A 23,085-nucleotide genomic window follows, 5' to 3' on the forward strand; every position below is an offset into this window, starting at 1 on the left:
GTCAGCCGGCTGTCGCCGGCGCGAAGGCGCTGATCAGTCCGGTGAACGCACGCCTGATCCGCCCGGGTTCGGCGTCACCGGTGAGCACCAGGCGGTGGAGCACGCCGACCAGCGCGAGGGCCAGCGCCGCCGGATCGGCGGCCGCGGTGACCCGGCCCGCCCGCTGTTCGCCGGCGAGGTAGGCGGCGGCAGCGTTTTCGATCGCGTCGAAGCCGGCGGTGTTGTCCCCGAGCACGGCCTGGACGCGTTCGGCCAGTTCCGGGCGCGAGACGAGCAGCCGCGCCAGAGCCAGGACTGAAGCGGGCGACGCCGAGAGCACGGCCTCACACAGGTTGCCGGCGACATCGCCCGTGCCGACCCGCCCCGGCAGGCTCGCGGCACCGGCGGAGACCAGGAACGCGCGATCGACCGCGTAGGCGGCGAGGAAGTCGTCGACATCGGCGAAGTGCGCGTACAGCAGTCCGGTCGCGACTCCGGCTTCGCCGGTGACCGCACGGCCGCTGAGCCGGCCCGCCCCGTCCCGGGCGATCACCCGCTCAAGCGCGGCGAACAGCTGCTGCCGGAGCTCCGGGATGGCGACACCTCTGGGCACGACGGCCAGCCTACCCGCTTGCACCGAGTTTGAGCACGTGTTCATAATAGATTTGAACACTTGCTCAAACTTGACTGGAGGAGCCAGCGTGGCTGAGGGCTTGGGACATCACAACCGGGCAGTCGTGGCCGGTGCCGGCATCGCCGGATTGGCGACCGCGCTGCGACTGCACCGGGCTGGGTGGCAGGTGCTCGTCGTGGAGCGGGCCCCGGCGCGCCGCAGCAGCGGCTACCTGGTGAACCTGCTGGGACAGGGTTACGACGCCGCGGACCGGCTCGGCGTGCTGCCCGCGCTGGCGGACCGGGACCTCGGGGTGTTCACCTCGATCCTCGTCCGGGCCGACGGCCGGCCGAAGTTCACGATCCCGGCGGCGCTCGCGCAGGCCGCGCTGGGCCCCCGCGCGATGACCGTGTTCCGGGGCGACCTGGAGTCCGCGTTGTACGAGGCCGCGCGCGACGCCGTCACGATCCGCTTCGGCACCGCGGTGCGGTCGGTCGCCCAGGACCGGGACGGGGTGGACGTCACGCTGAGCGACGGCACCACGGAGCGTGCCGAACTCCTCGTCGGCGCGGACGGGGTGCACTCCGGTGTCCGCGAGCTCGTCTTCGGCCCCGAGGCGGGCTTCCGCGTCGATCTGCGGCACCTGGTCGCCGCGTTCCCCCTCGACCGGGTGCCGCAGAACGTGCCGGACGGTGCGGGAGCGACCTTCATCGGTCCACGCCGGACGGCCGCGCTGATCAACCTCGGACCGGGCCGGTCGTCGGCGTTCTTCACCTACCGAGTTGATGATCCCTCCGCCGAACTGGCCCGCGGACCGGTAGCCGCTCTCGGTTCCGCCTTCGGGGATCTGGGCGGCGGTGTGCCCGACGCGCTGCGCCGGCTGGCGGCCGCGCCGGAAACTGCCTACTTCGATTCCGTCAGCCAGGTGGTGATGGACGAGTGGCACCGCGGCCGGGTCGTGTTGCTCGGCGACGCGGCCTGGTGCGTCTCGCTGTTCGCGGGGTACGGCGCCGCCCTCGCGCTCGCCGGGGCGGACCAGCTCGGCACCGCACTGGGCGAACACCCCGGCGACGTCGCGGCGGCGCTGGCGCAGTGGGAGGCACAACTGCGTCCGGAGATCCGGACGCGGCAGGCGCTGGCCCGCAAGGGCACGAGCCAGTACGCGCCGCCCAGCAGGGCCCATGTGTGGGCGCGTGACCTGATGATCCGCGCCATCCAGCTTCCGGGGATCCGCGGTCTCGTGCAGCGCTCCGTCCGGCGCGACCACGGCTGACCCGCCGGCGTCAGCGCCCGCGCAGCACCTCGGCGACCGCGGCGGCCGCCTCGGCCACCCGCGGCCCCACGGTCTCGGTGTCGACCGGGCCGAGCGCGATCACCCCGACCGCGGCGCGCAGGCCCGGCACCCCACGCACCGGCGCGGCCACGCCCGAGGTCCCACGCTGGGGTTCGCCGGTGACCACCACCCAGCCGCGGCCGCCGCGGCGCAGCGCCATCGCCTTGCCGGCCGCGCCGACGCCGATCGGGTGGCGAGCGCCGACCCGGTAGGCGACGTGGAAGTCGGTCCCGGACGGCTCGACGGTGACCAGCGGCTCGACCAGATCGCCTTCGGCGATCGACAGGTGCGCGGTCGCACCGCAGGCCTCGGCCAGCTCCCGCAGCACCGGGCGGGCCGCCTCACGCAGCTGCGGGACAACCTGACCGGCCAGCCGCAGCAACCCGGCACCCAGCCGGACCTTGCTGCCGTCGCGCCACACCAGCCCGCGCTCGGTCAGCGGCACCAGCAGCCGGTAGACGGCGGCGCGGCTCGCGCCGATCGCGGCGGCCAGTTCGGAGATGGTCGCCGCGTCACCGTCGGCGTCGGCCACGGCCTGCAGCAGCGCCAGGCCGCGGTCGAGGGTCAGCGAGCCTTCCGCGGTCACTACAGCAGGCCGAGCGCCTCGAGGTCGGCGGCCGGCGCCTCGAAGCTGTCGCAGGCGTAGGACCCGAACAGCGCGCGCACGGCCTTCGCGGCGGGCTCGGACAGCGCGCGCGCCTCCTCGGCGAGGGAATCCCCGTCGGTCGAGGCGAGCGCGGCGCGGACGTCGCCGCCGGAGAGGCTGCGCGCCACCGCGACGAGCAGGTTGAGGAAACCGTGGTGGGCGATGCCGTTGTCCGGGTCCTCGTGGCGGACCGCGCGGTGCAGGCTGTTGGTGGCCTTGAAGGATGCGCCGGGCGAGCCGCTGACGACCGCGAGGAAGTCGGCGACCTGGTCGATGCTGGGGAAGTTCTCGCTGGACTGGCCCCCGCAGCGGATCTTGGGCCAGCTCCCGTGCTCGATCACGCGCCGCACGCCGTCGAGCCAGCCGACACCCCGCCGCGGCTCGACCACGCGGATCACGTCCTCCGGCACGAACTCCGAGACCCGCTCCAGCCACACCTCGTCGACGTCCGAGGGCGCCGGCATCTCCACCATGCGCAGCGACAGCAGCTCACTGCGGGACTCGACGATCGAGATCGCCTTCGGCACGCCGCCCAATCCCGTGTCGATGATCAGCGACAGCGGCAACGGTTGCTTGGGCTTGATCTTGATCAGCTCGGTGATCAGCTCCGGCAGGCGGGACGCCTGGCACAGGAAGACGCCGAGCAGGCCCGCGCGGTCCCCCTCGCGACCGGCGAGGTAGTTCCGCAACGCATCGGGCATCGTCGCCGTACCGGGCGGGAAGAGCGCCGAGTCGTCTACGAGCCGCGCGAAGAGGGGCGGAATCCCGCGGGGGCCGGGGGGCGTGAGTTCCACAGCGCTTGACACAGGGCACACGCTAGTAGCGTACGGGTATCGGACAAACGTGTACGACTCCCGGACAGTTCACCTCAGGTTCACCAACCCGAGCACCGGGTGACCGGGCAGTCCGGCGACCACCTTCTTCCCCTGCCGGGGCGCGCCCAGGACCCAGAGCCGCCCGGTGTCCCGGACGTTGACCAGCAGATCCAGCGGCACCCGCTGGAAGCGGACGGGCGCTTCGCCGTCGGCGAGCAGGACGCGACCCTCGGCCTTGCCGAGACCGCCGGAAGCACCGAGCTGGATGTCGGTGTCGAGCGTCCCGTACAGCTCCTGCCAGGGCCCGCGCTGCACGGCTGCGGACAGCCCGGCCATGCGGACCAGCGCCAGCAGTCCGAGCACCGCGTAGAGAACAGCCAGGACGGTCGTCACGGCGCTTGCCGCCGACAGCTCCACGACGGCCGCGCCCGTTGTCCAGATGACGGCCGCCAGCAGCACGAAGGACACCGCGATCCCCCAGGACCGGCGCCACAACTCACGCAGGAACGCGGTCACCACCGGATCGTGCCGCGCCTCCACCAGGTCGCGCGACGGCGCCGCCGGCTCCACCGCGCCCGGCGCGGGCTCCGGCCGGATCCGGCCGAACCGGCCGAACCGGCCGATGATCGCACCCGGGAGACCGACCAGCACCCGGCCGCGCGGATCCGGGCCGACCAGGAACACCCGGCGGTCGCCTGCCAGCAGCAGGCGCCTCGACTCCGGCAGCCGCACCACCAGCCAGCGCGGCTCGGCGCCGGGCAGCGCGACGCTCACCCGCGACCCGGCCACCAGCAGCTCCCCCGGGCCGGGCGCGACCAGCGCCGTCGGGTGGGCGAGCAGCTTCCGGCAGGGCAGCACCCGGAAGAAGAGCAGGTACATCTGCGGCACCACGACCGCACCGAGCACACCGGCCAGGGTGAGCGTGAACGCTTCGGGGACCAGCAGGCCGGCCGCCGCCGCCAGCACCACGTAGAGGATCGACGAGTTGACGAGGCGACGGCGTTGTTTCTCGACGACCGCGACCTCGAGCGGGTCCGCCGCGGGCGGCTGCTGGGAGCGCGGTTCGTAGGCGAGCACGCGGGGCCGGGTGAAGTCCGCATCGTCCACAACATCCCGTCGACGGAACGGCGGGTGGTGTTACCGGCGACTTCCCTTCGCTTCGATCTCAGGTTAGGCTCACCTAAGTAGGAGGTGGCCCGTGGCCCAGATCAGACGCCCGCCCGCACCGAGCCCCGCCGAGCGCGCGAAGACCATCGCCGCGCGCAACGGCCCCGGCGCGCTGCTCACCGCAGGCGACCCGGTCGGCAGCGACCGCGTGGTGCCCGAACTGCACCACGTCCACCCGTCCGGCAGCGTCAGCATCCTGCTGCGGGACGACCACCCGCTGCTGGAGCGAACCCGGCGGGCCGAGCGGAGTGAGCTGGCCGTCGTGTTCGAACTCGCCGACCACGCCCCCGTGGACCTGCGCGAACCGATCCGCGGACTGCTGTGGATCACCGGCCGGCTGCGGTGCTCGAGCCCGGAATCGGCCCGCGCCCGCGCCCTGTCGATCGCCGGGACGCGCCCGGATCCACGCCTGCTCGACCTCGGCCACGGGCTGAGCCTGCTGCGGCTCACCCCGGCCTCGCTCGTCCTCGCCGACGCCGAAGGCACCCACTCGCTGCGCCCGCACGCGGTCAACTCAGTCCCGCCGGACCCGTTCACCGCCTACGAGTCCGGGTGGCTCGCGCACCTGGAAACCGATCACCCGGACGTGCTCGGCCGGCTCGCCCGGCACCTTCCGGACAACCTGCGCGGCGGCCGGATCCGGCCACTCGGCCTGGACCGGTTCGGCCTGCGGCTGCGGGTGGAGTCCCCCGGCGGCGACCACGACGTGCGGCTCGCCTTCACCCAGCCGGTGCACAGCCCGGCGCAGCTCGGCGTCGAGCTGCGCCGCCTGGTCGGCTGCCCGTTCCTGGCGCGCGTGCAGCCCTGACCGCAGACGTCGCAGGTCAGGCGAGTTCGGGCGGGAAACCGCCGGTGGCGATGGGACCCCAGCGCTCGATGGTGACCCGGATGAGGGCCTTGTTCTGCCGGACCATCGCCTCGCGGTACTCGTCCCAGTCCGGGTGCTCACCGGAGATGCTGCGGAAGTACTCGACCAGCGGTTCGACCGCCTCGGGCACGTCCAGCACCTCGGCACGGCCGTCGAACTGGACCCACGGCCCGTTCCAGTCGTCGGAGAGCACGCACGCCGACACCGCCGGGGTGCGCCGCGCGTTGCGCGTCTTGGCGCGCTGCGGGTAGGTGGCCACGACGAACCGGCCCTCCGGGTCGATCCCGGCCGTCACCGGGGACAGCTGCGGGGTGCCGTTGGCGCGGGTGGTCATCAGGACGGCGCGGTGCCGGGTGCGGAGGAAGTCCAGCAGCTCGGCGCGGTCCACGGGGTCAGCAGTCGCAATCCTGGGCATGCCTGGCACGGTAGCGTGCGGACGTGCTCCGTTCCTGGCTCCGCCCCGAACGTCCCGGCCTGCCCGAACCCATGGACGCCGGGACCGCGCGACGGCTGCGGATCGAGGTGGTCGTCGTCTTCTCGATCACCCTGGGCCTGTCCGGCGCGCGCAGCCTGCTGTCGCTGATCGACTCGCTGTTGCAGCCGCAACCGCTGTCCGACCAGCACGTCGCGCTGAACGTTCCGCAGCGCGCGGCCGACCTGCTCGACCTGCTCGCGCAGCTGCTCTCCGCCGTGCAGCTGGCCGGGTGGGGTGCACTCGGCGCATACCTGCTGTGGCGCGGCGGGACGAAGCTCGCCGACGTCGGCCTGGACCGCACCCGCCCGGGCCGGGACGCGCTGTGGGGCGCCGGGCTGGCCGCACTGATCGGCATCCCCGGCCTGGTGCTGTACTTCGCCGGCTGGAAGCTCGGGATCAACCTGGCCGTCGTCCCGTCCCGGCTGAACGACACGTGGTGGCGGCCGATCGCGCTGACGCTGTCCGCGTTCGGCAACGCCTTCGCCGAGGAAGTGCTGGTCGTCGGCTACCTGCTGACCCGGCTGCGGCAGCTGGGGTGGCGGGAGAACACCGCGCTGTTCGCCGCGGCCGTGCTGCGCGGCTCCTACCACCTCTACCAGGGCTTCGGCGGGTTCGTCGGCAACCTGGTGATGGGCCTGGTGTTCGGCCGGGTGTGGCAGCGCACGAACCGGCTGGTGCCGCTGGTGGTCGCGCACACGCTGCTCGACGTGGTCTCGTTCGTGGGGTACTCGCTACTGCGCGGACACGTCAGCTGGCTGCCCTGAACTGGCACGCAGCGCACTACGCTCAGCGCGTGACCCACGAAACCCCCAGGGTGGACAGCGAGGTCGGCCCGCTGCGTGCCGTCCTGCTGCACCGGCCGGGCAACGAGCTCACGAGGCTCACCCCGCGCAACAACGACAAGCTGCTGTTCGACTCGATCCCGTGGGTCGGCCGGGCGCAGGAGGAGCACGACGCGTTCGCCGAGGTGCTGCGCGGGCGCGGCGTCGAGGTGCTCCTGCTGGCCGACGTCCTGCGGGAGGCGCTGGCCGATCCGCGGGCGCACGCCGCCGGCGTGCTCGCGGCGGTGGACGACCGGCGGCTGGGCGAGGACCTGGGGGACGCGCTGCGCGCGCACCTGTCCGGTGTGGACGCGGTGACGCTGGCCGAGGTGCTGATGGCCGGGCTGACGTTCGAAGAGCTGCCCGCCGCGGCGGGTGCCTCGCTGGTCCGCAAGATCCACCACCCGCACGACTTCGCCGTCGATCCGCTGCCGAACCTGTTGTTCACCCGCGATTCCTCGGTCTGGATCGCCGACCGGGTGGCGATCTCGTCGCTGGCCATGCCGGCGCGGCGGCGGGAGACCGCCCTGCTCGACCTCGTCTACGCCTACCACCCGCGCTTCTCGCACGCCGCGCGCGCGTACGGGGCGCACTCCGCGCCGATCGAGGGCGGGGACGTGCTGCTGCTCGCGCCGGGGGTGCTGGCCGTCGGCATCGGGGAACGCACCACCGCCGCCGGTGCGGAGTCGCTGGCCCGGTCGTTGTTCGCCGACGACATCGCGCACACCGTGCTCGCGGTGCCGATCGCGCAGGCCCGCGCCACGATGCACCTGGACACCGTCTGCACCATGGTCGCCCCGGACGCGGTGGTGATGTACCCGCTGGCGCGGGACGAGCTGGTGGCCTTCACCCTGCGCCCGGACGGGGACGGTTCGCTGCGCGTGAGCGGGCCGGAGCCGTTCCTGCACGCCGCGGCCGAGGCGATGGGCATCGAGAAGCTGCGCGTGATCGACACCGGTCTGGACCCGGTGACCGCGGAACGCGAGCAGTGGGACGACGGCAACAACACCCTGGCGCTCGCGCCCGGCGTGGTGGTGGGCTACGAGCGCAACGTGGAAACCAACGCGCGGCTGGCCGACGCCGGTATCGAGGTGCTGGCCATCGCCGGTTCCGAGCTGGGATCCGGCCGCGGCGGACCGCGCTGCATGTCGTGCCCGGTGGTCCGGGATCCCATTCAGGAATAAGGAAAGGCTAACCTGAATGAGTATTTCCTCATCTCGGTAAGGCTATCCAAACGAAACGGGAATCACCAGGGTTGGCCGCATGATGATCATCGAAATGGCCTATTCTGGGCGCATGGCGATGTTGAAGAAGGAACCGCGCTCGAAGTTCTACGAGCTCCTGCAGCAGCAGGTGCACAACGAGTTCAACGCGTCCCAGCAGTACCTGGCGCTGGCGGTCTGGTTCGACGACGCGGACCTGCCCCAGCTGGCCCGGCACTTCTACCGCCAGGCGGTGGAGGAGCGCAACCACGCGCTCGCGATCGTGCAGTACATGATGGACACCGACCACCACGTGGAGATCCCGCCGACCGGCGAGGTGCGCAACGACTTCGCCGACCCGGTCGAGCTGGTCGAGCTCGCGCTGGAGCAGGAGAAGGAGGTCACGGCCGACTTCCGCACCCTGGTCAAGGCCGCCCGCGCCGAGGACGACTACCTGGGCGAGCAGTTCCTCCAGTGGTTCCTCAAGGAACAGGTCGAGGAGGTGTCGCAGATGTCCACCCTGCTCACCGTGGTCAAGCGCGCCGCCGGGAACATGTTCGAGGTGGAGAACTGGCTGGCCCGCGAGTCCGTGGGCGACAGCGGCGGCGACCCGGACATGCCGCCGGTCGCCGGAGGCGCCTTGTAAGAGCCCCCGGTAAGACCGCCATACTGTGGAGCGCGTACGGAGCCCGGGCCCGAGCGGCCCGGGCTCTTCGCGTGTCAGCAGTCCGGCGAGCCGGCCAGTTCCCAGTTCACGACGGTCCCGCCGGAATCGACGGAGAACCGGTATTCGCCGCCCGATCTGGTGGTGGTGCGGTAATCGCCCGCGTCGGCCGTCAAATCGGGATAGGCGGCCTGCAATTCCGCTACCGTGGAACCGGCGCCCACGTTTTCCGGGGTGCGGGCACCGGTCGCGGTGAACACCACCACTCCCCGGTCCGGCGAAATGGTCACCGTCGCGATGTTCGCGGTGCCCTCGCTGAGCGGGTAGCTCACGCATCCGGTCGGCGGGGTGTCGTCGTGGGCGAGCACGCCGGTCGCCTTGGCCTCGTCGAAGCTCATGCCGAGCCGCAGCTTTCCGTAACCCGCCGGGCCGAGCACGGCGGCGGCGGGCGCCGGGCGGCTCGTCGTCCGGCTGGTGCTCGGCGGCGGTGACGGCCGCGTCGTGACGACCGGCGGCCGGGCCGGCGGGCTCGTCGCCGGGGGCGGGGCCGGGGATGGCGTGACCTCCGGGAACGACGGCGGCACCACGACCGGCCCCGGCACCGGCCCTGCCGTCGTCGTCTGGACGGGCGGGACGACCGGCGGCGGGGCCGCCTGTTGCCTGCCCGGCTCCTGCCTGGCCACGGTGAGCCCGCCGGCGACCAGGACGGCCGCGGTGAGCACCCCGGCGGAGGCGGCCACCGCGGTGCGCCGCCGCCGTCGACGGCGGGCACCGGCCACGATCGCGTTCCCGGCCCCGGCGGCGGGCGGGATGTCGAGCCGCTCGTCGTCGAACAGCCGCCGCAACTCGGCGCCGAGCTCGTCGTCGGGGTTCACCAGTCGTCCCTCCCCCCGGACATCGAGCCGATCTTGGTCCGCAGGGTCGCGATGGCCTTGCTGGCCTGGCTCTTCACCGTGCCCGTGCTGACGCCCAGCGAGGCGGCGATCTCGGCCTCGGACAGGCCCTCGTAGTAGCGGAGCACGATGACGGCGCGCTGGCGCGGCGGCAGTTCGCGCAGCGCCTGCCACAGCGGTTCGTGCTCGAACGGGTCCACCGGGTCGGCGGTGCGCTGCTCGGGCGGATCGGCGACCAGGCTCTCCCGCTTCAGCCGGCGCCACCGGCTGATGTGCGCGTTGGCCATGGCGCGGCGGACGTAGGCCAGCGGATCGGCCGTCTTGCGCCGCACGTGGCTCCAGCGTGAGCCGATCTTCTCCAGCACCGTCTGCACGAGGTCGGCGGCGTCGTGCGGGTTGCCGGTCAGGGCGTGACCGTAGCGGAGCAGTCCGGGCAGGCTGGCCTGCACGAACTCACCGAAGTCCGCCAGCTCGTCGCTCACCGCCGACTCCCTCCCCGCCGCGAGACCACCTCCCCAGGTGCCGCAGCAGAGCCACCGTATCGCCTCCTGCAACGGAGAGTGGAGCCCCGCCACCGGGTCCAGGCGCGGCCGCACCGGCGGTTGCCCCGGAAAGGGGACGCGTCAGGCGGGGTCGCGTTGCGCGATGCGGTCCGGGAGGCGGAACCGGCCGTCCGCGCCGGGCGGGAACGGGTGCACAGCCACCACCGCCTCCGCCGGGATGCGGCCGTACACGTGCGGGAACAGCACGCCGTCCGGGTGGGGTGGGTCACCCTCTTCCCAGCGCAGCGGGACGTCCAGCCGGGACGGGTCGATCTCCAGCAGCACCAGGTCGCGGCGGCCGGTGAACCGGGCGTTCGCCGGGATCACCACCGTGCCCGGGTCGGCGCAGTGGATGAAGCCGACCGTGTCGAGGGACGGGGCGCGGTAGTCCGCGCCCGTCCACTCGCTCGCGGCGCAGACGTGCAGGATCACTACCGCAGCGTCAGCTGACGGCCGACGAGCCCGTCGCGTGCCCGGCGCTCGGCCGCGGTCAGCGGTTCGTCCGCGACGGACTTCAGCGCCTCGTCCAGGCGGGCGCCCAGCTGCTCGGCCGGCTCGGCCCACTCGCGGGCGTGCGCCTCGGGGTCGAGGTCCCACACCGGCACCAGCAGACCGTGCGCCCGGAAGGACCCGGCGTACCGGGAGCCCTCGCCCAACGACAGCTCACCGGCCGCGGACAGCCGGGCCAGCGCCTGCATCAGGCGGCCCTCCGGCTCGCGCCGCACCCAGCGCAGGTGCGCCTTCTCCCCGGCCAGGACCCAGTACGAACCGGTGCCGAGGCGCTCGGTCGGCATGATCGCCTCGTTGGCCCGCTCCAGCGACACCTTGACCTCGCCGCTGGGGTCGGTGTCCTCGGGCAGCCACCAGTCGAAGTTGGTGTGCAGCGTGACGTCCAGCTCCGCATCCGCCACCAGCAGGTCCTGCAGGCGCTCACCGTCCTGCGGGGCGCTCGTGGTGTCCGGCACCGGCAGCACGTCACCGGGCTCGGCCGTCAGCGCCCAGCGGACCGCGCGGCCCAGGTCGCGGCTGATGTCGCTGGACCGGGTCTGCACCTGGAGCCCGACGAACACCTCGCCGTCGGTGCGCACGAACGCGGCCGCGGCCATCGGCAGCACGGTCGCCAGCGTGATCCTCCGCTCGCCCGCGTCCACAAGGGACAGCGGCGCGGTGGCCGACGGCACGAACTCGCGCAGCGCGATCAGCTCCGGTTCCGCGGCCAGCCCCTCGAACGGCTGCGCCACGAACACGTCCCGGATCTTCGGTGCCTTGTCCTTCTTCGGACCCCGCTTGCGCGCACCCTTGCCCATGTCGCCTCCTCGAACGCCAGGCCGCAGACGCTACCGAACCGGGCACACCCCGAGGGAGCGGGGACTGGGTTCTGTTCCTGAGCGGCGGAGCCGCGTGCCGTGGGCTGTCAACCGGCACCGCCGCAGGTTCTGCTACCCGCACCGCCACGCAAGCCAGGTCTGCCACAAGTCTTAGGCTCGGATCATGTTCGATCCGCGTGACCCCGCGTTCCTCGACGATCCGTACCCGGAGTTCGCCCGGCTGCGTGCGCAGGCCCCGGTGCACCGGCACGACGGCCTCGGCCTGGCGATCGCGGTGTCGCACGCGGCGGCCTCGGCGGTGCTGCGGCACCGCGGGCTGGGCCGGATCTGGACCGACGCGAGCCCGGCCGAGCAGTTCGTGTCGTTCAACCTCCTGCACCGCAACTCCTTGCTGGAGAACGAACCCCCGGTGCACACCCGCCTGCGCCGCTCGATCTCGTCGGCGTTCGGACGCGGGCACGTGGAGCGGCTCCGGCCGACGGTCGCGAAGCTCGCCGACGAGCTGGTCGCGGGCCTGGCGAACGACATCACCGCGCACGGCTCGGCGGACCTGCTCGAGGCGCTCGCCCAGCCGCTGCCGGTCGCGGTGATCTCGGAACTGCTCGACGTCCCGGAGGCCGACCGCCCGCGGCTGGTGCCGTGGTCGAACGCGATCGTGAAGATGTACGAGTACGGCCTGCCCGAGTCCGGCCGGGTGGCGGCCGAGCACGCGGCGACCGAGTTCGTGGCGTTCCTGCGGGACCTGGCCGGACGGCGCCGGCGGGAACCGGGCGCGGACCTGATCACCGACCTGCTGCACGCCGACCTCAGCGAGGACGAGGTGGTGGCGACCGCCGTGCTGCTGCTGATGGCCGGTCACGAGGCGACGGTCAACGTGATCGGCAACGGGGTCTGGGCGCTGATGCGGTACCCGGACCAGTGGCACCGGCTGCGCGAGGACCCCGGCCTGATGCCGACCGCGGTCGAGGAGCTGATCCGGTTCGACGCGCCGCTCCAGTTGTTCGAGCGCACCGCGACCGAGGACGTCGAGATCGCCGGGTTCCGGGTGGCCCGCGGCCAGAAGATCGCCGCGCTGCTCGGCGCGGCGGCCCGTGACCCCGCGGTGTTCGCCGACCCGGACACACTCGACGTCGGCCGCACCGACGGCACGCACCTGGGCTTCGGTGCCGGCATCCACTACTGCATCGGCGCGCCGCTGGCCCGGATCGAGATCGCCGCCGCGCTGTCGGCGCTGGTGCGGCGGCTGCCGGAGCTGCGGCTGGCCGCGGAGCCGCAGCGGCGGCCCGAGTTCGTGATCCGCGGACTGCGGAACCTGCCGGTGACGGCCTAACGAGCGGCGCCGGCCGGACGGACCGGGCGCAGCGGCGGCGCGGGCGCACCCTTGACCGACCGCACCTGCCACCGCCGCAACCGGTCGGTGCGGGCCGGGGCGAGCAGTGTCGTCAGGCGGTAGACCAGCACCGCGGTCAGCGCGGCCAGCCCGGCCGCGGAGACGTTCAGCAACCCGGCGAGCAGCACGCTGTCCGCCATCGCCTGGACGCCGTCCTTGAACCGCCACCCGATGACCAGCAGCATCAGCACCTCGTTGGCGATCCAGGCCGCCCACCAGGCGAGCACCACCCGGGACGGGCGGGGACGCCCCACGGGCGCGCGGCCGAGCACGAGGTGCTCCAGTTCGGCGAGGATCGACCCGGCCATCACCAGGTTCACCCCCGGCACCAGGACCCCCGCGATCACCTCGCGCGTGGAGCGGGCCGGCTCCTGCCCGGCGGCCTCCGCGGCGGCGGCACGTGCGATGAGCAGCCACCACAGCGTCGCGCCCAGGCCGAGCAGGCCGAACACGACGGTCAGCAGTGACGCGATGATCTCCAGCGCATCGGAGAACGCCACGGTCGCCGCGTGCAGCGCGGTGGTGCGGCTGGCCACGAGCAGGGCGTAGCGCCAGAACTCGGCGCCCGCCGCGACGACCGCGAGACCGGTGAGGAACCACAGGATGGTCACCGCGTTGCGGTGCAGCACCCGCACGCGCTCGACCGGGCTGGGCCAGCTCGACGGCGTGCCGGGCACGGCCGTCGGGACGCGCCAGGCCAGGTGCGGAAAGCCCCAGCGCGGCGGCACGTGGTACGACGGCGGGCCGTCGTACCGCTCGGCGGGCCGGACCGGTCGTGGCGGGATCGCCCCCGGTGGCGAGCTGGCCACCCAGCGGACGCGCGGGCGGTGGGGCCTGGGGGTCGGGTGCACGGCGACTACAGGACCTGCGGCGGCCCGTCGTGCTCGCCGACGACCGGGCGGCCTTCGGCCTCCCACGACTTCATGCCGCCGGCCACGTTGATCGCGTCCCAGCCGCTCGCGTTGAGCCACGCCGCGGCCCGCGCCGAGCGGCCACCGGTGCGGCACACCACGTAGAGGGGTTGGTCGTCGGGCAGCTGGGCCAGTTCGTCGGTGCGCGCCGGCAGCTCACCGAGCGGGATGTGCACTGCGCCCGGGGCGTGGCCGGCGTCCCACTCGTCCTGCTCGCGCACGTCGAGCAGCACCAGCCCGTCGGCGGGCAGCTCGGACACGGATGCGGTCGGAATGTCACCTGGGTGCACGTTCACATCCTGACACGCGACCGCATGAACTGCACGTGAGCCCGGAAAAGGGCCACCCCCGGCACCGGAGGTGGCCCTTCTCCCAGACAGTGCAGCGCCGTCGGCTCAGTGCGCGCTCGCCTTCTCGGCGTGGGCGCCGGTGAGCGAACGGACCTCCATTTCGGCGTACTTCTTGTCGTTGCGTTCCCTGGACAGGACCGTGCCGAGGAAGCCGAGCAGGAACGACGCCGGAATGGACACCAGGCCCGGGTTCTCCAGCGGGAACCAGTGGAAGTCCACGCCCTTGATCATCGGCTTCGCGCCACCGGACACGGCGGGCGAGAAGACGATCAGCACGATCGTGATGACCAGTCCGCCGTACATGCTCCACAGCGCGCCCGCGGTGTTGAAGCGCTTCCAGAACAGCGAGTACAGCAGGGTCGGCAGGTTCGCCGAGGCCGCCACCGCGAAGGCCAGCGCAACCAGGAAGGCCACGTTCTGGTTCTTCGCGAGGATCCCGCCGACGATGGCCAGCGCACCGATCACCAGCGCGGTGATGCGGGCCACCCGCACCTCGGCGTGCTTGCTGTCCACCCGGCCCTTCTTGATCACGTTGGCGTACACGTCGTGTGCGAACGACGCCGACGCGGTGATGGTCAGGCCGGCGACGACCGCGAGGATCGTGGCGAACGCGACCGCGGAGATGAACCCGAGCAGCACCGGGCCGCCCAGTTCGAGCGCCAGCAGGGGGGCCGCCGAGTTCGTCGTGCCGGGCGCCTTGCTGATCTTCTCCGGCCCGACCAGCGCGCCGGCACCGTAGCCGAGCACGAGCGTGAACAGGTAGAAGATGCCGATCAGGACGATCGCCCAGACGACGGACTTCCGCGCGTCCTTGGCCGTCGGCACCGTGTAGAAGCGCATCAGCACGTGCGGCAGACCGGCCGTGCCCAGCACCAGCGCGATGCCCAGGGACAAGAAGTCGAGCTTGCTGGTCCCGGTCTTGCCGTACTGCTTGCCCGGGTCGAGCAGCGCCGCACCGGTCTTGCCGCCCTTGTCCACGGCGCCCTGGAGCAGGTGCGAGAAGTTGAACCCGAACTTGCCGAGCACCCACAGGGTCATCGCCAGCGCGCCGAGGATCAGCAGCACCGCCTTGATGATCTGCACCCAGGTGGTGCCCTTCATGCCCCCGATCAGCACGTACACGATCATCAGCACGCCGACGACCGCGATCACCAGGTTCTGGCCCCACTCGCCGGTGATGCCGAGCAGCAGGTTCACCAGTCCACCGGCACCCGCCATCTGCGCGAGCAGGTAGAAGAACGACACCGCGAGCGTGGACACCGCCGCGGCCGCCCGGATCGGCCGCTGCCGCATGCGGAACGCCACCACGTCGCCCAGGGTGAACTTGCCGGTGTTGCGCAGCAGCTCGGCGACCAGCAGCAGCGCGACGAGCCACGCGACGAGGAACCCGATGGAGTAGAGGAACCCGTCGTAACCGTTGACCGCGATGGCACCCGCGATGCCGAGGAACGACGCCGCGGACAGGTAGTCGCCGGAGATCGCGATGCCGTTCTGCGGGCCGGTGAACGAGCGGCCCGCGGCGTAGTAGTCGGAGGCGGTCCGCGTGTTGCGGCTGGCGCGGAACACGATCACGAGCGTGATCGCCACGAAGATCGCGAAGATGATGATGTTCAGCGTCGGGTTGCTGCCCTCGACGCCGGCCGCCAGTGCCGTCACCGGGCGCCTCCTTCGATTTCGCCGCGGATCTTGTCGGCGACCGGGTCGAGCTTGCGGTTGGCGTACCGCACGTAGAGGCCGGTGATGAGGAACGTCGACACGAACTGCAGCAAACCGATGAGCAGACCGACGTTGAAGTTGCCGGCCAGCTTCGTCGACATGAAGCCGTGGGCGTAGTCGGCGAGCAGGACGTAGACGAGGTACCAGACGAGGAAGAGGACGGTCATCGGGAAGACGAAGGTCCGCAACCTCTTGCGGAGCTCGGCGAACTCGGGGCTCGCCTGCACCTTCTGCCAGGTGTCACCCGGACCCGTCTCGTCGACGAGGTCCTGGTCGCTGGTGCTCACGGGACAACCTCCCTGTCCATGGTCTCTACCTCTTCCGATGTGTGGTGCGGGTAGATCTTGCCGTGAAACGTGAGACTTGTTGTTAATCCTTTTGGATGAATGATCTTACGCAGAGTTGAAGATCTTACGCCGGTTTAACCGGGAAATGTCCAGTTTCCGGCAGACCAAAGGGGAACAGCGCACGGAATAGGCCAACGGAAGGTAAAGGCAACCGCCGAAAAGGCCAAACTCGTGGGTGACGCGGCACCACCCGGGTGGGCGGCTGCGGGAGGACCAGCTACTTGCGGTGCCTGCCCCGGCCCATCCGCACCCGCTCCTCGGCCTGCCCGAACCGCGCGACGGCGCGGTCCCGCATGAAACCCAGCCGGTCCGGGGCGTGCAGGCGCAACATGATCGGGTTGACGTCCGCCGGTTTGCCGTTCGGCGTGGCGAGGCTGACCAGGATCGTCACGGCGAACGCCACCGGCACGGTGATCAGCGCCGGCTGGTCGGCGAACCACGGCGCGGGGTCGCCGGTGAACCGGCTCACCATCTCGACGCCCAGCGCACCGAGCACCAGACCGCCGCCGAAGATCATCCCGGCCATCGCGCCCGGCCAGGTCAGCCCGCGCCACCACACACCGAGCAGCAGCAGGGGCGAGAACGTCGACGCCGCGAGCGCGAACGACATCCCCACGCTCAGCGACAGGTCGTTCGGCCGCAACACCAGCGCCAGCGCGAACGGCACCAGCCCGACCACACCGGCGGCGATGCGGAAGTCCAGCACCCGGCCCTTCGACAGGTCCGTGGACACCACCCCGGCGAGGCTCACCAGCAGCCCCGACGACGTGGACAGGAACGCCGCGAACGCCCCGGCCAGCACGACCGCGCCGATCACCTGCCCGGCCACCCCCGGCACCATCGCCGACGGCAGCCGCAGCACCGCCGCGTCGGTCTGGCCGGTCACCAGCAGCTCCGGCACGTACATCCGGGACAACGCACCGAGGATGATCGGGAACAGGTAGAACAGCCCGAGCAGCAACAGGACGTGCAGCGTGGTCCGGCGCGCCGACCGGCCGTCCGGGTTGGTGTAGAAGCGGACCAGCACGTGCGGCAACCCCATCGTGCCGAGGAACGTCGCGAAGATCAGCGAGTACGTCTGGAGCAGGTCCGCGAGGCCACCCGACCCCGGCCGCAGCCAGTCGCTGTTGGCGGCCTTCGCGTCGGTGACGGTCGGCACCGCTGTGCCCGCCGGGAACCGCACCTGCGTGCCCTGGCTCAGCCGCTGCGCCGAACCCTGCACCCAGATCTCCGCGTGCTCGGTCGCCGCGCCCGCGGGCCGCACCGCCACCTGCGTCAGCGTACCGACCTCGAACGTGACGTCGGTGCGGATGTCCACAGTGGTCTCGGCGCCGAACACGGGCGGCGCTGGCGAGCCGAGCGAACCCGCCGGGCCGGGTTTGCCGCCGGCCAGGAACACCGCGCACAACGCGAACGCCGGCAGCGCGATCGCGAACAGCTTGAGCCAGTACTGGAAGGCCTGCACCACGGTGATCGCCCGCATGCCGCCCGCGATGACGTTGATGCCGACCAGCGCGAACACCGTGACCGCGCCGACCCAGCCGGGCACCGACAGCACCGTCGTCAGGGCCAGCCCGGCGCCCTGCAACTGCGGGACCATGTAGAGGATCCCGATGAACACCACGAAGAACGTGCCGCACCGGCGCAACGCGACCGACCCGAGGCGCGCCTCCAGGAAATCCGGCAACGTGTAGGCACCCGAGCGGCGCAACGGCGCCGCCACGAACAACATCAGTGCCAGGTAGCCCGCGGCGAAACCGATCGGGAACCACAACCCGTCGGCGCCCTCCTTGAGGATGATCCCCGCGATACCGAGGAACGACGCGGCCGACAGGTACTCACCGGAGATCGCGGCGGCGTTGCGGCGCGACCGGACGGTGCGGCGGGCGACCAGGAAGTCGTGCGTGGTGTTGGCGAACCGGGACGAGCGGTGACCCAGGTAGAAGGTCATCGCGGCGACGGTCGCGATGCCGCTCAGCGCCCACGGGTTCAGCTGCACGATCCGGATTGTCCCCTGCTCCGCGACCGGGCCGGCAGGCCGGTCACGACTCGATCATGTCCACGAAGTCCCGCTCGTGCCGCTCGGCCAGCTGGTTGTGGACCAGGCCCGCGAGCAGCAGCAACGGGAACGGCAGCAGCCCGAGCAACAGCCACGCCAGCGGCACCCCGACCACGCGCAACGCGGCGAAGTCCGGCCACACGTAGAAGGCGACCGGCAGCGCACCGAGCACCACCAGCACCAGCACGCTCAGCCCGATCGCGGTCCGCAGCTGGTGCTTGACCAGGTCGCGGATCAGCACCTCGTCCCAGCTGGTCTGCTGCTCCAGCTCCAGGCGCGCCCGCAGCGTCGGCGTGCTCCGCCGCGACCGCGGATCGGCCAGCACCACCCGCTGGCGCTTCGGCGGTTTCGACGGCTCGGACGGCGGCTCCGGCGGCGGCACCGCCGGGACCGGCTCCACCGACGCCGGCTGGTAGCTCTTGCCCAGCGTCGGATCCGGTTCGCGCACCCCGTCGACGCGGCGGTAGAAGTCCTCGGTCATCGACCACCCGTGAGGCGGTCCTTGAGCTCACGGGTGTGCCGGCGGGAGACCGGGAGCAGCTTCTCCTCGTTGCCGATCACGACCTGGTAGCCGCCCTGGCCCATGCGCAGCTCGGTGATCAGGTTCAGCGCGACGAGGAAGGACCGGTGGATCCGCACGAAACCGGCCTTCGCCCAGCGCTCCTCGAGCTGGGTCAGCGGGATGCGCACCAGGTGGCTGCTGCCGTCCTTGGTGAACAGGCGCGCGTAGTCGCCCTGCGCCTCGACCCACCGAACCGACGAGCGCGGCACCAGCTTCGTGGTCCCGGCGAGCTCGACCGGGATCACCTCGTCGTCGTCGGACGCGTCGGGCGCCGCGGCACCCGGACCCGGTGGCGCGACCGTCTTCAGCTTCTCCAGGACCCGGTCGACCGCCCGGTCCAGCCGGTGCTGGTTGCACGGCTTGAGCAGGTAGTCGACGGCACCCAGGTCGAACGCGTTGACGGCCTCGTGGGCGTGCCCGGTGACGAACACCAGCACCGGCGCGGGGTTGAGCGCGGAGAACACGCGCGCCATCTCCATCCCGGACAACCCGGGCATCTGCAGGTCGGCGAACACCGCGTCGATCGCGGGCAGTCCCCGGTCCTTGCGCTCACGCAGCTCCGGATCGTCCGACGCGAGCAGCCGCAGCGCCTCGGCCGCGTCCACCGCCTTGAACACCCGGCCGATGTGCGGGTTGTTCCGCAGCGTGTCGACCAGCAGGTTCAACCCGTGCGGCTCGTCGTCCACGGCCAGGACGAGGAGTCTTCTGGTGTCTTGTTGCGCACTCACAGTGACTCGCATCCTGCCCACTACCGGGTGCGATGTCCATACCGCGAATGAATGTCGAACCGGGCCTGGCGGCGGTGCGCGTTGCCGTCGGGACGACGCGCACGGCGTCAGATCCCGTAGCGGGACCAGGCCACGCGCTGTGCCACCGCGTCCAGGAGCGCGTGGGCGGCCGCCGGCGCGCCGAGGCCCAGCCGCGCGAGCAGCGGCTTCTTCGGCTCGGCGACGGTGATCTCGGCGTCCGGGTAGCGCTGCCCGACGATCTCCCGCAGGTTGCCGATCCCGTCGACCAGGCCGAGATCGACAGCCTTCGCGCCCAGCCACACGTCACCGGAGAACAGCTCCTCGGTGTCGGTCAGCCGGTCACCGCGGCGCTCCCGCACCCAATCCACGAACATCTCGTGCAGCTGGGCGTGCATCTTCTTCAGCCACTCGACGTCCTCCGGCTTCTCCGGGGCGAACGGGTCGAGCCGCTTCTTGTTCTCCCCCGCCGTGTGCACGCGCCGCTCGATGCCGAATCGCTCCAGCAGGCCGGTGAACCCGAACCCGCCGCTGATCACCCCGATCGAGCCGACCATCGACGTGCGGTGGGCGTAGATCTCGTCCGCCGCGCAGGCCAGCCAGTAGCCGCCGGACGCCGCGACGTCCTCGCAGAACGCCAGCACCGGCACGCCCGGCTTCGTCGCCGCGAGCTGGCGGATCCGCTCGGCGACCAGCCCGGACTGGGTCGGCGCCCCGCCCGGCGAGTTGATCAGCAACGCGACCGCCTTGAGCCGGTCGTGGTCGAACGCCCGCGTCAGCGCCGACTCGACGGCTGCGAGGTTTATGGTGCCGCGCGCCAGCGGCGAGGGCGTCGGCGTGATCACGCCGTGCAGCTTGACGACCGCCACCACGTCCTTGCGGTCGCCCCGGTCGCCGATGCGCGGGATCCTGCTGGTCAGCCTGTCGGTCACGCTGGTCATGGCGCCAGGTTACGGACTCCCTCGGATTTGTGCAGACGGCCGTTGCGGGCCGGCTCCGGCGGGCCACCGGCGTAGTCCGGCAGGTCGGTGCGCACCCCGGGCGCGAACTTCGGCACCCGCAGCGTCACCTTCATCCCCGCGCCCGGTGCGGTCTCCACCATCAGCGCGTACTCGTCACCGAACAGCTGACGCATCCGCGCGTTGATGTTGCCCAGTCCCACGTGCGCACCGGTGCGGTGCGAGTTGCGGAGATCGGCCAGCCGCGCCGGGTCCATGCCGATGCCGTCGTCCTCGACGCTGATCAACGCCTCGGTGCCGTGGTCGGAGGCGATCACGGTGACCATGCCGCCGGTCGGTTTGTTCGCCAGGCCGTGCTGAACCGCGTTCTCCACCAGGGGCTGGATGATCAGGAACGGCACCACGACCGACAGCACCTCGGGCGCGATCTTCAGCCGCACCTCGAGGCGGCCACCGAAGCGGGCCCGCTCGATCGTCAGGTACCGGTCGATGTTGCGCAGCTCGTCGGCGAGCGTGGTGAACATGCCGGAGGTGCGGAACGAGTAGCGCGTGAAGTCGGCGAACTCCTGCAGCAGCTCACGCGCCTCCTCCGGGTCCGTGCGGATCAGCGCGGAAATCGTGTTCAGCGCGTTGTAGATGAAGTGCGGGGAGATCTGCGCCCGCAACGCCTTGATCTCGGCCTGCTGCAGCTGGTGCTTGGACTCCTCGAAGCGGGCCAGCTCGAACTGGGTGGTGACGAACTGGGCGACCGCGTCGGCCATCTGGATCAGGCGCTTGCCGGTGCTGCGGCCGACCACGATCAGCGCGGCCTCGACCTCTTCCTCGACGAGCAGCGGCACGATCACCGCGGTCTTCATCTTGCAGGTGCCCCGGTGGTCGCAGGGGACGTCGTCGTGCGACACGACCTCGCGGCGCGCCTTGCGGATCGACAACGCCACCGCGTCGGCCAGGTCGAGGTAGTGGTCGTTCGCCTCGCCGTCCCAGGAAACCAGCGTGCCTTCGTTGTCGGTGATGCCGACCGCGACGCACTTGAGCAGTTCGAGCAGCTGCGAGGTGATCCGGTCGGCACTGGCCTGGTCGAAGCCCTCCCGGAGGTCCGGGGTGGCGCGGGACATGTGGTAGACGGCTTCGAGGACCGCGTCCTCGATCGAGCTGCTCGGCTTACGCGTCCGCGCGAGGACCACGATCAGGACGATCAGCAGAACACCCGCGACGCTCCACGGAATGATTTGCGAGATCGGCAGATCGGACACGCGTCAATGCTCTGTGCTCATGACGCGGCGTGCAAGCACTTGATCGCACTTTCTGTGGTGGCGTCGCCACCCGGTGGGGTGATGCACTACTTCAGCAGCCGCGACAGGCGCCGGTCCGCCAGCGGTTTGCCGCCCGTCTGACACGTCGGACAGTACTGAAAGGACTTGTCGGCGAAGGACACCTCCCGCACGGTGTCCCCGCACACCGGGCACGGCAGGCCGGTCCGCGCGTGCACCCGCAGACCGGACCGCTTCTCGCCCTTGAGGCGCGCCGCGTCCTGACCCACGGACCGCTCGACCGCGCCGGTCAGGATCTCGTGCATCGCGGCGGCCAGGCGGTCCAGCGCATCGTCGGACAGCTTGCCCGCGGTGGCGAACGGCGACAGCCGCGCGGCGTGCAGGATCTCGTCGGAGTAGGCGTTGCCGATCCCCGCGATCACCGACTGGTCGGTGAGCACCCACTTGAGCCGCTCGGTCCGGCCCGCCAGCAGTCCGGCGAGCGCTTCCCGGTGCAGCTCCAGCGCGTCCGGGCCGAGCCGCGCGACGCTCGGCACGTCGTGCCGGTCCCGCACCACCCACACCGCGAGGCCCTTCTTCGTGCCCGCCTCGGTGAGGTCGAAACCGCGGTCCCCGAAGTGGACCCGCAACGCGATCGGTCCCTTGCCCGGCTTCGGCGGCGCGGGCGAGAGGTTGTCCGCCCAGCGGAGCCAGCCCGCGCGGGCCAGGTGCACCACCAGGTGCAGGCCGTCGCAGTCGAGGTCGAGGTGCTTGCCGAACCGGCCCGCGCCGGTCACCGCACGCCCGTGCAGGTCGGTGTAGGGCGGGTCGAACGTTTTCAGCACAGCCAGCGAGGCCACGTCGACCCGGCTGACCAACCGGCCCACCGCGTGCTCACGCAGGTGGTACGCCAGTGCTTCGACCTCGGGCAGCTCGGGCATGGTTACTCCATCGGCCGCAGCGGGCCGTCGAAGTCCGGGCCCGACTCCCGCTGGATCGTCTTGGCGAGCCTGGTGAGCTCACCCCGCACCCGGAACATGCCGGAGATGATCCCGACCCAGCGCTCCGGCGGGGGATCACCGGTGATGCCGCCGTCGGTCTCCGCGACGACCGTCCACGGCCGGTTCAGCACCCAGCGCAGCGGGAAGAACACCGCGATCAGCAACAACCCGTAGATCACCCACGGCGGCACCACCACGGTGTCGGGCAGCCAGGCGACCAGGATGACGGCCAGCAGGATGCACACGGCGAGCATCGCGATGCCCGAGGTGTGACTGCCGGAGATGTCCCGCTCGAAGTCCTCGGCGGTTGCCGGGCGGCGCCATTCCATCTGCGCCCGGACGACCCAGTCGCGGCCGTCGCTTCCCCGCACCACGCGGTTCATCTCTCGCTGCCTCCCGCCATGGTCGTACGCCCGTCCAACCGTAGCGTGGGTTCCGGGCGCCGCGC

The 23,085-nt window shown here is 71.7% G+C and carries 26 protein-coding genes; 6 read left to right on the plus strand and 20 right to left on the minus strand.

The window, feature by feature from the left end:
- Position 1: 1 nt before the first annotated feature.
- Entirely contained in the window at positions 2–592 is a 591-nt protein-coding gene (locus FHX46_RS00170) for a TetR family transcriptional regulator (RefSeq protein WP_167109639.1), read from the minus strand.
- An 88-nt stretch (positions 593–680) separates the two neighbouring features.
- On the opposite strand from FHX46_RS00170, the gene FHX46_RS00175 reads away from it, so the two are divergent.
- Entirely contained in the window at positions 681–1,865 is a 1,185-nt protein-coding gene (locus FHX46_RS00175; protein WP_313885973.1) for an FAD-dependent oxidoreductase, read from the plus strand.
- A 10-nt stretch (positions 1,866–1,875) separates the two neighbouring features.
- Here FHX46_RS00175 and FHX46_RS00180 read toward each other — a convergent pair whose 3' ends face one another.
- From FHX46_RS00180 to FHX46_RS00190, 3 genes are all read right to left on the minus strand, one after another.
- Positions 1,876–2,511, minus strand: coding sequence for a helix-turn-helix domain-containing protein (locus tag FHX46_RS00180; protein ID WP_167109641.1), 636 nt, complete (start codon positions 2,509–2,511; stop codon positions 1,876–1,878).
- Positions 2,511–3,365, minus strand: coding sequence for a hypothetical protein (locus FHX46_RS00185; protein ID WP_313886269.1), 855 nt, complete (start codon positions 3,363–3,365; stop codon positions 2,511–2,513). Before FHX46_RS00185 ends, FHX46_RS00180 begins: the two co-directional genes overlap by 1 nt.
- 69 nt (positions 3,366–3,434) lie before the next feature.
- Complete coding sequence (locus tag FHX46_RS00190; protein ID WP_167109643.1) at positions 3,435–4,493, minus strand: hypothetical protein; 1,059 nt, start codon at positions 4,491–4,493, stop codon at positions 3,435–3,437.
- A 91-nt stretch (positions 4,494–4,584) separates the two neighbouring features.
- Here FHX46_RS00190 and FHX46_RS00195 point away from each other — a divergent pair, with 91 nt between their 5' ends.
- Positions 4,585–5,361, plus strand: coding sequence for a DUF2470 domain-containing protein (locus tag FHX46_RS00195; RefSeq protein WP_167109644.1), 777 nt, complete (start codon positions 4,585–4,587; stop codon positions 5,359–5,361).
- 16 nt (positions 5,362–5,377) lie between these two features.
- Here the strand turns inward: FHX46_RS00195 and FHX46_RS00200 are convergent, their stop codons facing one another.
- Entirely contained in the window at positions 5,378–5,836 is a 459-nt protein-coding gene (locus FHX46_RS00200; RefSeq protein ID WP_167109645.1) for a PPOX class F420-dependent oxidoreductase, read from the minus strand.
- Between the two features lie 71 nt (positions 5,837–5,907).
- Between FHX46_RS00200 and FHX46_RS00205 the strand changes: the two genes are divergently transcribed.
- The 3 genes from FHX46_RS00205 (at position 5,908) to FHX46_RS00215 (ending at position 8,565) form a co-directional block, all read left to right on the plus strand.
- Positions 5,908–6,660 (plus strand): CPBP family intramembrane glutamic endopeptidase, encoded by a 753-nt coding sequence (locus tag FHX46_RS00205; RefSeq protein WP_167120929.1) that lies wholly within the window; start codon positions 5,908–5,910, stop codon positions 6,658–6,660.
- Between the two features lie 50 nt (positions 6,661–6,710).
- On the plus strand, positions 6,711–7,901 hold the full coding sequence (locus FHX46_RS00210; protein ID WP_167120931.1) for an arginine deiminase: 1,191 nt from the start codon (positions 6,711–6,713) through the stop codon (positions 7,899–7,901).
- Positions 7,902–8,013: 112 nt separating this feature from the next.
- The gene (locus FHX46_RS00215; RefSeq protein WP_167109646.1) at positions 8,014–8,565 is read left to right on the plus strand and encodes a ferritin; all 552 of its coding nucleotides are present in this window, start codon (positions 8,014–8,016) and stop codon (positions 8,563–8,565) included.
- 74 nt (positions 8,566–8,639) lie between these two features.
- Here FHX46_RS00215 and FHX46_RS00220 read toward each other — a convergent pair whose 3' ends face one another.
- From FHX46_RS00220 to FHX46_RS00235, 4 genes are all read right to left on the minus strand, one after another.
- Complete coding sequence (locus FHX46_RS00220; protein WP_167109647.1) at positions 8,640–9,458, minus strand: hypothetical protein; 819 nt, start codon at positions 9,456–9,458, stop codon at positions 8,640–8,642.
- Positions 9,455–9,958 (minus strand): SigE family RNA polymerase sigma factor, encoded by a 504-nt coding sequence (locus tag FHX46_RS00225; RefSeq protein ID WP_167109648.1) that lies wholly within the window; start codon positions 9,956–9,958, stop codon positions 9,455–9,457. The genes FHX46_RS00220 and FHX46_RS00225 overlap by 4 nt, the downstream gene beginning before the upstream one ends.
- Before the next feature lie 141 nt (positions 9,959–10,099).
- Positions 10,100–10,450: a DUF952 domain-containing protein gene (locus FHX46_RS00230; protein WP_167109649.1), complete on the minus strand. Its 351-nt coding sequence runs from the start codon at positions 10,448–10,450 to the stop codon at positions 10,100–10,102.
- The gene (locus FHX46_RS00235) at positions 10,450–11,325 is read right to left on the minus strand and encodes a DUF5926 family protein (protein ID WP_167109650.1); all 876 of its coding nucleotides are present in this window, start codon (positions 11,323–11,325) and stop codon (positions 10,450–10,452) included. The genes FHX46_RS00230 and FHX46_RS00235 overlap by 1 nt, the downstream gene beginning before the upstream one ends.
- A gap of 184 nt (positions 11,326–11,509) precedes the next feature.
- Between FHX46_RS00235 and FHX46_RS00240 the strand changes: the two genes are divergently transcribed.
- Positions 11,510–12,676 carry a cytochrome P450 gene (locus FHX46_RS00240; protein WP_167109651.1) on the plus strand — a complete coding sequence of 389 codons (1,167 nt, stop codon included), beginning with the start codon at positions 11,510–11,512 and terminating at the stop codon, positions 12,674–12,676.
- Here the strand turns inward: FHX46_RS00240 and FHX46_RS00245 are convergent.
- The 11 genes from FHX46_RS00245 to FHX46_RS00295 form a co-directional block, all read right to left on the minus strand.
- Positions 12,673–13,545 (minus strand): DUF4328 domain-containing protein, encoded by an 873-nt coding sequence (locus FHX46_RS00245; protein WP_167109652.1) that lies wholly within the window; start codon positions 13,543–13,545, stop codon positions 12,673–12,675. The two genes, FHX46_RS00240 and FHX46_RS00245, sit on opposite strands and share 4 nt — an antisense overlap.
- A 47-nt stretch (positions 13,546–13,592) precedes the next feature.
- Positions 13,593–13,943: a rhodanese-like domain-containing protein gene (locus FHX46_RS00250; RefSeq protein WP_167109653.1), complete on the minus strand. Its 351-nt coding sequence runs from the start codon at positions 13,941–13,943 to the stop codon at positions 13,593–13,595.
- 99 nt (positions 13,944–14,042) lie between these two features.
- A complete protein-coding gene (locus tag FHX46_RS00255) occupies positions 14,043–15,653 on the minus strand; it encodes a solute symporter family protein (protein ID WP_167109654.1) in 1,611 nt (536 codons plus the stop codon).
- Positions 15,650–16,000: a DUF485 domain-containing protein gene (locus FHX46_RS00260; protein WP_167109655.1), complete on the minus strand. Its 351-nt coding sequence runs from the start codon at positions 15,998–16,000 to the stop codon at positions 15,650–15,652. Before FHX46_RS00260 ends, FHX46_RS00255 begins: the two co-directional genes overlap by 4 nt.
- 277 nt (positions 16,001–16,277) lie before the next feature.
- Entirely contained in the window at positions 16,278–18,059 is a 1,782-nt protein-coding gene (locus FHX46_RS00265; protein ID WP_167109656.1) for a sodium/solute symporter, read from the minus strand.
- A gap of 43 nt (positions 18,060–18,102) precedes the next feature.
- The gene (locus tag FHX46_RS00270; RefSeq protein WP_167109657.1) at positions 18,103–18,600 is read right to left on the minus strand and encodes a hypothetical protein; all 498 of its coding nucleotides are present in this window, start codon (positions 18,598–18,600) and stop codon (positions 18,103–18,105) included.
- Positions 18,597–19,421, minus strand: coding sequence for a LytR/AlgR family response regulator transcription factor (locus FHX46_RS00275; protein WP_167109658.1), 825 nt, complete (start codon positions 19,419–19,421; stop codon positions 18,597–18,599). Before FHX46_RS00275 ends, FHX46_RS00270 begins: the two co-directional genes overlap by 4 nt.
- A gap of 95 nt (positions 19,422–19,516) precedes the next feature.
- Positions 19,517–20,368, minus strand: coding sequence for a S49 family peptidase (locus FHX46_RS00280; protein WP_167109659.1), 852 nt, complete (start codon positions 20,366–20,368; stop codon positions 19,517–19,519).
- Positions 20,365–21,639 (minus strand): sensor histidine kinase, encoded by a 1,275-nt coding sequence (locus FHX46_RS00285; RefSeq protein ID WP_167109660.1) that lies wholly within the window; start codon positions 21,637–21,639, stop codon positions 20,365–20,367. Before FHX46_RS00285 ends, FHX46_RS00280 begins: the two co-directional genes overlap by 4 nt.
- Positions 21,640–21,725: 86 nt before the next feature.
- On the minus strand, positions 21,726–22,577 hold the full coding sequence (locus FHX46_RS00290; protein WP_167109661.1) for an Fpg/Nei family DNA glycosylase: 852 nt from the start codon (positions 22,575–22,577) through the stop codon (positions 21,726–21,728).
- A 2-nt stretch (positions 22,578–22,579) separates the two neighbouring features.
- On the minus strand, positions 22,580–23,020 hold the full coding sequence (locus tag FHX46_RS00295; protein ID WP_167109662.1) for a DUF983 domain-containing protein: 441 nt from the start codon (positions 23,018–23,020) through the stop codon (positions 22,580–22,582).
- Positions 23,021–23,085 lie beyond the last annotated feature (65 nt).

Source organism: Amycolatopsis viridis, assembly GCF_011758765.1.
Classification (GTDB): Bacteria; Actinomycetota; Actinomycetes; order Mycobacteriales; family Pseudonocardiaceae; genus Amycolatopsis_E; species Amycolatopsis_E viridis.